Origin of the sequence: Mycoplana azooxidifex (assembly GCF_014196765.1) — a bacterium.
Lineage (GTDB): Bacteria > Pseudomonadota > Alphaproteobacteria > Rhizobiales > Rhizobiaceae > Mycoplana > Mycoplana azooxidifex.
Window position 1 is genome coordinate 1 of sequence record NZ_JACIEE010000022.1, and the last position, 10608, is coordinate 10608.

At 60.0% G+C, this 10608-nt stretch carries 10 protein-coding genes; 3 read left to right on the top strand and 7 right to left on the bottom strand.

Going from position 1 to position 10608, the window contains the following annotated elements:
* A partial coding sequence (locus GGQ64_RS27410) for an AAA family ATPase (RefSeq protein WP_183808475.1) occupies nucleotides 1-336 on the top strand: 336 nt, incomplete at its 5' end.
* Nucleotides 337-341: 5 nt separating this feature from the next.
* On the opposite strand, the gene GGQ64_RS27415 is transcribed toward GGQ64_RS27410, so the two are convergent.
* From GGQ64_RS27415 to GGQ64_RS27445, 7 genes are all read right to left on the bottom strand, one after another.
* Nucleotides 342-1814: a reverse transcriptase domain-containing protein gene (locus GGQ64_RS27415; protein WP_183808481.1), complete on the bottom strand. Its 1473-nt coding sequence runs from the start codon at nucleotides 1812-1814 to the stop codon at nucleotides 342-344.
* Between the two features lie 397 nt (nucleotides 1815-2211).
* The gene (locus GGQ64_RS27420; protein WP_097143533.1) at nucleotides 2212-2667 is read right to left on the bottom strand and encodes a DUF411 domain-containing protein; all 456 of its coding nucleotides are present in this window, start codon (nucleotides 2665-2667) and stop codon (nucleotides 2212-2214) included.
* Complete coding sequence (locus GGQ64_RS27425) at nucleotides 2664-5840, bottom strand: efflux RND transporter permease subunit (RefSeq protein ID WP_183808476.1); 3177 nt, start codon at nucleotides 5838-5840, stop codon at nucleotides 2664-2666. The genes GGQ64_RS27420 and GGQ64_RS27425 overlap by 4 nt, the downstream gene beginning before the upstream one ends.
* The gene (locus tag GGQ64_RS27430; RefSeq protein ID WP_183808477.1) at nucleotides 5837-7264 is read right to left on the bottom strand and encodes an efflux RND transporter periplasmic adaptor subunit; all 1428 of its coding nucleotides are present in this window, start codon (nucleotides 7262-7264) and stop codon (nucleotides 5837-5839) included. The genes GGQ64_RS27425 and GGQ64_RS27430 overlap by 4 nt, the downstream gene beginning before the upstream one ends.
* Nucleotides 7261-7665 (bottom strand): FixH family protein, encoded by a 405-nt coding sequence (locus GGQ64_RS27435; RefSeq protein WP_097143528.1) that lies wholly within the window; start codon nucleotides 7663-7665, stop codon nucleotides 7261-7263. Before GGQ64_RS27435 ends, GGQ64_RS27430 begins: the two co-directional genes overlap by 4 nt.
* 109 nt (nucleotides 7666-7774) lie before the next feature.
* Nucleotides 7775-8188 carry a hypothetical protein gene (locus tag GGQ64_RS27440; RefSeq protein ID WP_183808478.1) on the bottom strand — a complete coding sequence of 138 codons (414 nt, stop codon included), beginning with the start codon at nucleotides 8186-8188 and terminating at the stop codon, nucleotides 7775-7777.
* A gap of 103 nt (nucleotides 8189-8291) precedes the next feature.
* Entirely contained in the window at nucleotides 8292-8810 is a 519-nt protein-coding gene (locus GGQ64_RS27445) for a DUF6428 family protein (protein ID WP_183808479.1), read from the bottom strand.
* 43 nt (nucleotides 8811-8853) lie between these two features.
* Here GGQ64_RS27445 and GGQ64_RS27450 point away from each other — a divergent pair, with 43 nt between their 5' ends.
* The gene (locus GGQ64_RS27450) at nucleotides 8854-9195 is read left to right on the top strand and encodes an ArsR/SmtB family transcription factor (protein ID WP_183808480.1); all 342 of its coding nucleotides are present in this window, start codon (nucleotides 8854-8856) and stop codon (nucleotides 9193-9195) included.
* Nucleotides 9196-9214: 19 nt separating this feature from the next.
* On the top strand, nucleotides 9215-10408 hold the full coding sequence (gene arsK / locus GGQ64_RS27455; RefSeq protein WP_210300483.1) for an arsenite efflux MFS transporter ArsK: 1194 nt from the start codon (nucleotides 9215-9217) through the stop codon (nucleotides 10406-10408).
* Nucleotides 10409-10608: the final 200 nt, after the last annotated feature.

Genomic DNA, 10608 nt, shown 5'->3' on the forward strand with positions numbered 1-10608 from the left:
ATCTGCTCGTCTGAAAATCTGCTCTTCTTCATTCGTCCGTCCTTTGAAGGGCCGGACTCTAATAACTTTTGGAGGGAATTTTTAGTGGCAGGTCACTACTTCCACATCCTCGGAAACGTGGACAAGGACGATATCGTCCAGCTCTTCGAAGGCGAGGATCAACAGGTGTGCAACTCGCTGTTCTCATGGATTAACGACGGTTCGCACAGCGCCCATGATGATCTTTATCTGGTTTGCGACGACCAGACCGCGTCCCGTTACCTGCGGGTCTTCAAAGAGGTTTTCGAAAAGGCCAATCATGACGGGCATTACGAGATGATGATCCGGCCTCGCTAACGGCATCATTCGTCAAGCCAGGCTGTCAATGCGTCAATATGAACAGCGAAGTCCCGGCCCTCGTCGGGTCCACCTTTATGGATCACGCCCGCTACGAGGTCGTTGTCGTCAAAGACGGGGCCGCCTGACATGCCCTGCGTCAACTTTTGCGTGACCTCGATAAGCGGGACGCCGCTTTTAACAGAGAAACTGCTGATGTGGCCGAGGCGCTCGTTCAATCCGTCCCCTGGCGCGAATCCGGGATAACCCGCTGCGGTCAATACGTCGCCAATAACGTATGTCGTATTCGTCATCTCGAGTTCGTAAAATTCGTTCGAAGGAATACTATGTTCCAACAGAGCGAGGTCCCGTATTTTATGGTGCTTCTTCACTTTTACCTTGAAGATGTTTGCGGGCTTAGTTGGATGGTAGACATCGATCTCCTTGCCGATTGCATCCTGGACGCAATGCGCAGCGGTCACTAGGCCGACGTCTTTGAGAAAAAACGCGCTCCCCTGCGCCCACTCTCCGTGGGCGTGTTCCAGTATCCAGACCGCCCTTCTCCTGATCTCGGTGCGCGTCGGCAGGACCATGATCGGCTGCATTGGGAACGATGCGTTGAAACGCGTAGCGATACTTCGGTAAACTGGGTCTGATTGCCCCTTCACATTTCCGATCCAAGAAATCCTACCCCGCAGAAACCGCGCGATATCGCGTCGTCCGCCGTAGTGATCGTCAAACTTTTTCTGAGCGGCCGCTAAGCCGGTTGTCTCGATTGAAAATAGTGTGCTGCGAACATTTCGGACGAACCGTCGATCAACATTCAACCCGGAATTGACCTTGAGACCCGTTACGATCCTACGGCTATGCCTGTCGCCGTAGTGTGTCTTGTCCGGATGAACCTTGAAGCCATTGTTTATAAAGGCTGCTAGCAACTGGGGAGCCAACAAATCAGGGGCAAAATTCCCCGTTGATGGCACCCCGGCCGCGAACAAAGCGCTAAGGGGCTGGTAGCTTGAGAACGTGATGTCGTCTGCATAGCGCGTGTAGATGCAATGCGCGGCCTTGGCGATGACCTGCATTTCCTTGTCCAGCCTGAAACAGATCATGTTTGAAAGGACGGGACTCGTTGGGGCTCCTTGGGGGAGAGTTCCCTGGTTCGAACAAAGGCGGGCGATGATCGAAGAGACATCCTCGTCGACACCCAGGGCCTTGAGGAGACCTATTACACGGTTTTCAGATATAGATGGAAAAAAGCGTTCAATATCGAGATTGATCACGAACTTGCTTTTCAGATGAGAAGCGGCGTTCGTGATCACGGATCGATCCCTAACAAAACCATGCACTGGTTTCCTTGGGCTGTAAATTTCGCCCAGTAGCGGTACCAATGCTCTCTGGAGCATTTTCAGCCGTCGATCTGGAGCGCTGATCAGCCTGCTTTTGCCAGGCTTAACGGAAATGTTGAAGTCCTTGTACATCCGACTTCGAAACCACCATATTTTGCGGAGTTCCGCCTCTCGCTCTTACGCCGCAGTTACGACAGCGCGTATGCGAGGGGAGACCTCGTATCTCGGGTCTAGCAAACGACGCGAGGAGCTGACAGTGATCAAGGCGACTACCAACGGATATCAACATGCTATTTGATTAGTTTTCAGGTGCTCGGTGCACTTCCCGTCGACACGAGGTTTCTTGCTTCCGATGATTCATTCTTGTCATCGGACATCGCCGGCAAACTCAACCGCTCGCGGTGGGCAGCGTACTCGGCCAGAACCTGGCTGTCCGCAGGCCGTTAGGGCTGTCATCGTTTGTCCGATTAGGCAAATCGGACACCCATCCAATTGCAAGTCCGGACGGGTGTTCGGATGCGTGTTGAAGGTAGTGGGCGAATTCCCCCGCTTACGACCTTGGTCGGACCGCGTGGTACACAGCGGAAGAACCGTCCTTGCCAACCGCGAAGACGTCGTAGGACGCGCCTGGATCGTCCCCCATACCCAGGGAGCCGGAGGGCATACCGGGAACGGCCAGCCCGGCGATGTTCGGACGCTCGGCAAGCAGCCTGGTTATGGCGTCGAGCGGGACGTGGCCCTCGATGAAATAGCCCGCCAAGCTCGCCGTGTGGCACCCTTGCAGGTCCACCGGTACGGCGAAGCGTTTCTTGACCGCTTCAAGATCGTCGACGTCTTCGGAAACAACGGAAAAGCCTGCATTTTGCATGGCCTTTGCCCATTCATGGCAACAACCGCAACTCGGGTCCTTGTAGACAACCATTCTTTCACCTGTTGCCAAGGCGGGATGGGTCATCAACACCGAACTGATGGCAACGCCGCATAGCAGAAAGTCTCTTCTCTTCATCTTTTTCTCTCCTGATAGATTGGCGGCGACGCTGATTGAAAGGCGAGGTCCAGCTCGCTTTTTGGCAGCAGTTGCCAGCCCTTGACGGCCGCATAAACAGCGGGAATGACGACAAGGGTAAGGATGGTGGAGGACGCCATGCCTCCGATCATGGGTACGGCGATACGCTGCATGATTTCAGACCCGGCCCCAGTGCTCCAAAGGATCGGCAAAAGGCCTGCCATGATTGCGACGACCGTCATCATCTTCGGGCGTACACGTTCTACCGCTCCGACAATTATCGCATGGTTGAGGTCGGAACGGGTAAAATTACGCCCCTCCGCTGTGCATAGTGCCTGGCGTTCCCTGAGCGCCTGATCAAGGTAGATAAGCATGATGACGCCGGTCTCGGCGGCGACTCCTGCGAGAGCAATGAACCCCACCACGACGGCAACCGAGGCATTGAACCCAAGCCACCACATCAGCCAAATACCCCCGACGAGGGCGAAGGGCAGCGACAGCATCACGATCAGCGTTTCGGTAATCGCCTTGAAGTTCAGGTAGAGGAGCAGAAAGATCAGCCCGAGGGTCAACGGCACCACGATCGCCAGACGCGCTTTCGCCCGTTCGAGATATTCGTACTGGCCGCTCCAGGCGACCGAATACCCCGGCGGCATCTTCACGCTACCGGCAACCGCCTGCCGCGCTTCCGCGACATAGCCACCGAGATCGCGACCAGCGATATCGACGAACACGTAGACGGCAAGCTGGCCGTTCTCGGTGCGGATCGTCGTGGCACCGCGCGTCAACTTAATCTCGGCGACCACTCCCAATGGTATCGCCCCGCCGCCAGGCAGAGCAACCTGGACGTCACGGGCTATCGTTTGAGGATCGCTGCGCAAGGCACGGGGGTATCGCACTGCCACGCCATACCGCTCGCGTCCCTCAACCGTCGACGTCACCACCTCGGAACCCAAAGCCGTGCCCACAACGTCCTGAACGTCGTCGACGCTTAGGCCGTAGCGCCCGAGCGCTATGCGGTCAGGAACAATGTCCAGATAGTAGCCGCCGATCACCCGTTCCGCGTAAGCGCTCGATGTGCCGGAGATGGTCTTCAGGACAGTCTCGACGTCGCGGGCGATTTGCTCCATCTCCTTGAGGTCCGTCCCGAATACCTTGACCCCGACGGGTGTCCTGATGCCTGTCGACAGCATATCGATGCGGGCTCGGATCGGCATCGTCCAGGCGTTAGACACGCCGGGAAACTGCAGCGTCGCGTCCATTTCCTGCTTCAGGCTGTCGATGGTCACGCCTGGCCGCCATTCGGATTTCGGCGTCAGCGTGATGATCGTCTCGAACATCTCCGTCGGAGCCGGATCGGTCGCGGTCAGCGCCCTGCCCGCTTTGCCGAAGACCGTTTCGACCTCCGGGAAGGACTTGATAATGCGGTCCTGGGTCTGCATCAGATCGGCTGCCTTCGTCACCGACAGGCCGGGCAAGGTCGTCGGCATGTACATCAGCGTGCCTTCGTTCAAAGTCGGCATGAATTCGCTGCCGATCTGGCGGGCGGGCCAGACCGTTACCGCCAAGGCTGCCACGGCGAGCAGGATCGTCAGCGTCTTCTCCCGAAGCACCCCGGAAATGACTGGACGATAAATCCAGATCAGGAAACGGTTGAGCGGGTTTCTGTGCTCCGGGACGATCCTCCCACGTACGAATACCACCATCAGCGCCGGAACGAGGGTAACCGACAGCAGGGCGGCTGCCGCCATAGCAAAGGTCTTGGTGAAGGCGAGCGGTCCGAAGAGACGGCCTTCCTGCGATTCTAAGGTGAAGATCGGCAGGAATGACACGGTGATGATCAGCAGACTGAAGAACAGCGCTGGTCCGACCTCGCTCGCCGCCTTGATCAGTATCTCGGTTCGCGGCTTGTCCGGCGGGGCGCGCTCCAAATGTTTGTGAGCGTTTTCGATCATCACGATGGCGGCGTCTATCATCGCGCCGATGGCGATCGCGATGCCCCCGAGACTCATGATGTTCGCCCCGATGCCGAGCGCCCGCATCGCGATGAAGGAGATCAGGATACCGATAGGCAGCATGATGATGGCAACGAGCGCGCTCCTCACATGCAGGAGGAAGGCGATCGTCACCAGGGCGACGATAATCGACTCTTCGACCAGCGTTCCCTTGAGCGTCTCGATCGCGGCCTTGATCAGCTCCGAACGGTCGTAGACGGGAACGATCTCGGTGCCAGCCGGCAGGCTGTCCTTGATCGCCGCCAGACTCTTCTTGACGCTGTCGATGACGTTGAGGGCGTTTTCGCCGACCCGCTGCAGCACGATGCCGCTTGCGACCTCGCCCTCGCCGTTCAACTCGGTGATGCCGCGGCGCTCGTCGGGAACAGTTTCCACACGCGCCACGTCGCTGAGGCGTAGCGGCGCTCCTCCTTCGGTCATCAGCACGATGTTCTCGATGTCCTTGATGCCTTGCAGATAGCCGCGGCCGCGGACCATGAACTCGAATTCCGAAATCTCGACGGTCCGCCCGCCGACGTCGCGGTTGCCGGCTCGGATCGCGTCTGCGATCTGCTTTAGCGTCACGTTTTGCGCCCGCAGCCGTGCCGGATCGACGACGACCGAATACTGCTTGACGAAGCCGCCGACGCTCGCGACCTCCGCTACGCCCTCGGACTTCGAGGCGGCAAAGCGGACGACCCAGTCCTGCAAGGAGCGCAGTTCGGCAAGAGACAGCTCCTTGGCGACGAGGGCGTACTGGTAAACCCAGCCGACGCCGGTCGCATCCGGGCCGAGGCTTGGCGAGACGCCCTCGGGAAGTCGGCTCGAGGCGGCGTTGAGGAATTCGAGCACCCGACTTCTTGCCCAATAGGGATCGGTTCCATCTTCGAAGATGACGTAGACGAAGGAGACGCCGAAGAAGGAGAAGCCGCGCACGACCTTCGACCGTGGAACCGTCAACATCGACGTCGTCAGCGGATAGGTGACTTGGTCCTCGACCACCTGTGGGGCCTGACCGGGATAGTCGGTGAAGACGATGACCTGCACATCCGAGAGATCGGGAATGGCATCAAGCGGAAGCGACCGCAGCGAGTAGATACCCGCGGCGATCGAGAGCGCGGCTGCGACGATGATCAGCACGAGATTGCGGGCGGACCAGGCTATGATGTTCGAGATCATGGCTGCACCTCGCCCGCAGTGAGCGCGTTAAGCGCCGCATTGAGGTTGCTTTCGGCGTCAAGCAGGAAGTTCGCGGAAACGACGATCTTCTCACCGGCTTCGACCCCTTTCCTGATTTCCGTCCGCTCGTCGCCGCGCACTCCGAGCGCGACGTCACGCGGTTCGAAACGGCCTTCGCCCTTGTCGACGAACACCACCTGTCGGTCACCCGTGTCGATGACCGCACTGTTGGGCACCGCGACGACCGGGGTGGCATCACCCGAGGCGATCTCCACCTCCGCATACATGTTCGCTAGAAGCAGGCCGTCGGCGTTGGAAAGTTCGATCCGCACCCTCGCCGTCCGCGTCTGCGACTGAAGCTCGGGGTAGATCAAATTGATCGTACCATCGAATGTCTTACCGGGCAGGTTCCTCACCTTGACCGTCGCATGCGCGCCTTGCCGGATGGTCGTGGCCTCGAATTCGGGCACGTCGGCGATCACCCATACCTTCGACATGTCGGCGATCCGGAACAGGACGTCGCCCGCCTCCGCCATCATACCTGTCGTCGCGTTGCGCTCGAGAACCACGCCGTCGCTTGGCGACAGATAGGGAATGCTACGAGGCACCGCGCGGTTCTTGGCGATCGAACTGATCGCCTCTTCCTGCACCCCGAGGTTACGCAGTTGCAGCGCGCCGCCGACGTCCAGTCCCGGCTTGCCGCCGCCCCGCAGTTCGGTGGCGTATTCCGCGCCCGCTTTCGCGACATCCTTGGAATAGAAGTGGAAGAGGTCGTCCCCCTTCCTGATGACATCGCCCGTAGTGACGTTCGCGACGTCTTCGACGAAGGAGTCCGTCCGCATCGAGACGATCCGGATCAGCCGCTCGTCGATGGCGATTGTCCCTGGCACCCGCACCGCACGGGCAATCACGGTTCGCTCCGCCATAGCAGTCTTCACCCCCGTACGCTGCAACTTGCCCAGAGAGACTTTGACGACGGAACTGTTCGCCTCTTCGCCCTCGTAAACCGGGATATAGTCCATGCCCATCGAGTCCTTCTTCGGCACCTTCGAGGTGTCGGGAAGGCCCATGGGGTTCCGGTAATAGAGTATCTTGCGGCCGTCGCCGGACCCTGCGGCACTGGAGTGCTCGGCGGTGGCCTTCACGGGCTCGAAGCTCACGTCTTCGCTTTGTCGCACTGCCCGGAAAGGTCGGCCGTCAGACGTCTTTTTCGGCTTGGCGGAATACTCTGGCAGCCCGTCCGGGTGCTGGTAGTATATGACCTCGCCCGTCGGCACAGGGCGAGGCACGACAGTTTCCCCGAGCGCCGGCTCGGAGAAATATGCGCTGAGTTCCGGGGCAAGGCCACGTGTGCCAGCCGCGTACCCTCCCCCGCCGGCGATGGCGAGGGAGCTGACGAAGAGCAGAAATCTGGACGTGGTCACGGCTGTGCCTGCAGAACCAGTTCGCCCTGGACCGTGTCGGTCTCTCCCTGGACCTTGGCCGCCAGCTTGAAGCGCCAGCCGCCCTCCATGCTGAGGTTGGTCTTGAACGTATAGACGCCGGCTTCCGTTGGCGGCAGGGCTTCGACCGGGGTGGTCATCGCCTCCATTCCCTCCGGTGCCATGTCCATCCTCGTGCTGAAGATGATGGCGTCCGGCACAGGTTTTGACGTCCTCTTGTTGATCAGGCGCACCGCGACGGTCGCCTCGGGACCGTGCGGGACTTCTGATCGGACGAGCTGGAACTCGTAGTCCGTTGCGGCGGCGAAGGATGTGGTGGTTGCAGCCAAAATGATGGCAACCGCGCCGAGGGTCGCCCTCGGAGAAAAAAAGCTTGTGGTCATATGAATCTCACCCAGGACCGGCGCTGCGGGCCGGGTCCATGAAACAGCTACGGTCGGAACGACGCGCTCAGTCTGGAAAGCGGCCGTCCGGTTTAATCAGCGAGTGAGATCAGGCTTTGGGTGGTCGCGCCGGCGGTTCGACGATGGCAGAAGGCAGATGGTCTTCCTGAAGGAGGTCATGGGATAGAGCCAGCAACGTCAGATCGACCCGCCAACCCGCGCTGTTGTCCTTCTGTGCCAAGATCGTCGTGGAACACAACAGCGCCAGGGGGCATGCGGGTCCGCAGACCTTCTTTTGAGGGGCAGGCTGTTCATCCGGGCAGCACGGCATTTCATCGGCGCTTGCCATATCCATATCCGGCATGACTGCCGTCTGCATGTCGGACGAAGCCGCCATGGCGCTGGCAGACGTGCTCACGCCCACGGGACCGACAACGATCCCGAGCAATGCAAGCGCGAACATGAGACGCCGAAGCCCGACAAGGTAGAACATGCTCGTATGCTGGCACACGGCGGCGCTCATTGGAAGTCCGTTACGGAAAGTTGCGACCGACGGACGCACTCAGCGGGATCGTCGCCTCGCGACTGCGTCTGGGCATCGCCTTGGGGAACTGTTTGTACCCACCTCAGCCACAGCACTTGGAAGCGGATGAACCACAGCACGAAGCTTCCGTAGCGGCTTGCTCGGCCAACCAGCGGTCCCGCGGCTTGCAACTCGCGGGACGTGGCGTCAACGCGACGTGGAGAGCGCCGTCCTCCGTCACAGGTTCGTTCGCGCAGTACAACTGCATCGGGCGGACGCCATCGCTGACTTCGAAGGTCAGCTTGGCTGAGCCGTCGAGGCGGACGTATTCGGAAACCTTGCGGACGATGGCCGAGAACTTCCCGGCCGCCATATGGGTCCGCTCGCCCTCGTCGATGTCCCAAAGCTGCACGAAGATTTCCGACCAGGCTTCCGGATTAGCCCCACAATCGAGGGCGGAGAACTGGCCGGCCTTGACCTCGGTCACGTGATAGCCTGGCTTCACGGGCTTTCCGTCGTACAGGAAGACCAGTTTCAGGTCTGGTGCTTCTGCGGCTCTGCCGAGCAACTCCCCGAGCGAGATTTCGGTTTTGTTTGATTGGCTATTGTCGATCGTGCTCATTTGCGGCTATCCTCAATTTCAATGATTCAAGGATTATTGAAATATGGATGATCGTCAAGCCCTCTCTTCCTTCGCCGCGCTTTCCCAGGAGACCCGGCTCTCCATCGTAAGGACCCTGGTCGTCGCCGGCCCTGAGGGTCTGGCCGCCGGCGCGATTGCGGATCGCATGGGCGTCTCTCCATCGAACGTCTCGTTCCACCTCAAGGAACTCGAACGGTCGGGATTGATCTCCCAGCGCAGGGAGTCGCGTTCGATCCTCTACAGCGCAAGCTACGACACACTGGCCGACCTCGTGACGTTCCTGATGGAAGACTGCTGCGCGGGGCATCCTAGCATCCGTGGCTCGGTCGAGCGATCCGCCAGTTGCTGTTCAAGCGAAGCATAGACCGCCGAGGAAGACGTCATTGCATACGATCAAGGTTCCGGCGGGCATCGTCTCCGCTCTCGGTGTCACGCAGATCATCGGCTACGGCACCCTCTACTACTCCTTCAGCATCCTCGCCCCCGGAATGGCCAAGGACCTCGGCATCAGCCTGGAACGGGTCTTCGCCGTCTTCTCGGTCTCCCTGTTCATCGGCGGCCTGTCTGCTCCGTTCATCGGCAGGCACATGGACAGGATAGGTGCGGCGACGGTAATGACGCTGGGATCGGCCCTTGCGGCGTCCACCCTGGCGCTTTGCGCGTGGTCGCCGTCCGTAGCACTCTTCGCCCTCGCAATCGTCCTGCTCGAGGTGTCCTCCGGGATGGTCCAGTATCAGGCAGCCTTCGCGACGCTGGTCGAAAGCGAACCTCGGACGGCGTCACACAGCATCACCTACCTGACACTCATCGGCGGCTTTGCCTCCACCATCTTCTGGCCGATCGCCGCGACACTGACCGGATACCTGTCCTGGCGGGAAACTTATCTGGTGTTCGCCGCCCTGAACCTTCTCGTCTGTATGCCCCTGCACTACTGGATCAGGCGTGACGGAAGGCGTGGTTCCAAACTCGACGGGACAAGGACTCGCGAGGTCGTCGTCGGCGCTCTTGAGCCGCAGGCGCGCCGCCGCGGCATGCTGCTGGTTTCCTTTGCCTTCTCGCTTTCTGGCTTCACTCTGGCCGCGATCCTTGCCCACATGGTGCCGATGCTCGGCGCGATCGGGCTCGGCAGTGCGGCGGTCGTGATCGGCTCCTTGTTCGGTCCAGCCCAGGTCATGAGCCGCCTGATCAATATGGTCTTCGGAAAGAGCCTTTCGCCGCCCGCGCTGGCGATTGTGTCCGCGGGGCTGATGGTGGTCGGTGCGGTGATACTCGGATTGTCGGGTGATTGGCTGCCCGGTGCGGTGGCTTTCGCCATCTGTCTTGGTCTCGGCTCAGGGATCAACAGCATCGCTCAGGGGAGCCTGCCTCTCTATCTCTTCGGGTCCGCTGGCTACGGCGCGATTACGGGCAAGATGGCGGCGGCAAGGCTGGCAGTTGGTGCCGCTGCCCCCTTCGTGTTCGCCACGGCGATGGAAAATCTGGGCATCGCTATGGCTCTGTTCGTCAATGCCCTTCTTGGTACGCTTGGTGTCGCTGCGTTTATCGCCGTGGCTGCGTCCACGCGGAGCCAAGTTTGAATAGTGAACCGAGGACACATCCCTATTACGGAAGTCGCCACCACTCGTCCGCTTTGCGCCAATAGGAGGCATTCACGTCGGATGAATGACCGCCTTGCGGCCGTTGAACGAACCCGCTGCGCGGGAGGGCGTCTGCGGTTGAGGTAGAGGGCACATGCTGGAGGTTGCGCCTGGATTGAACGTCGTCCGGCAAAGGCAGA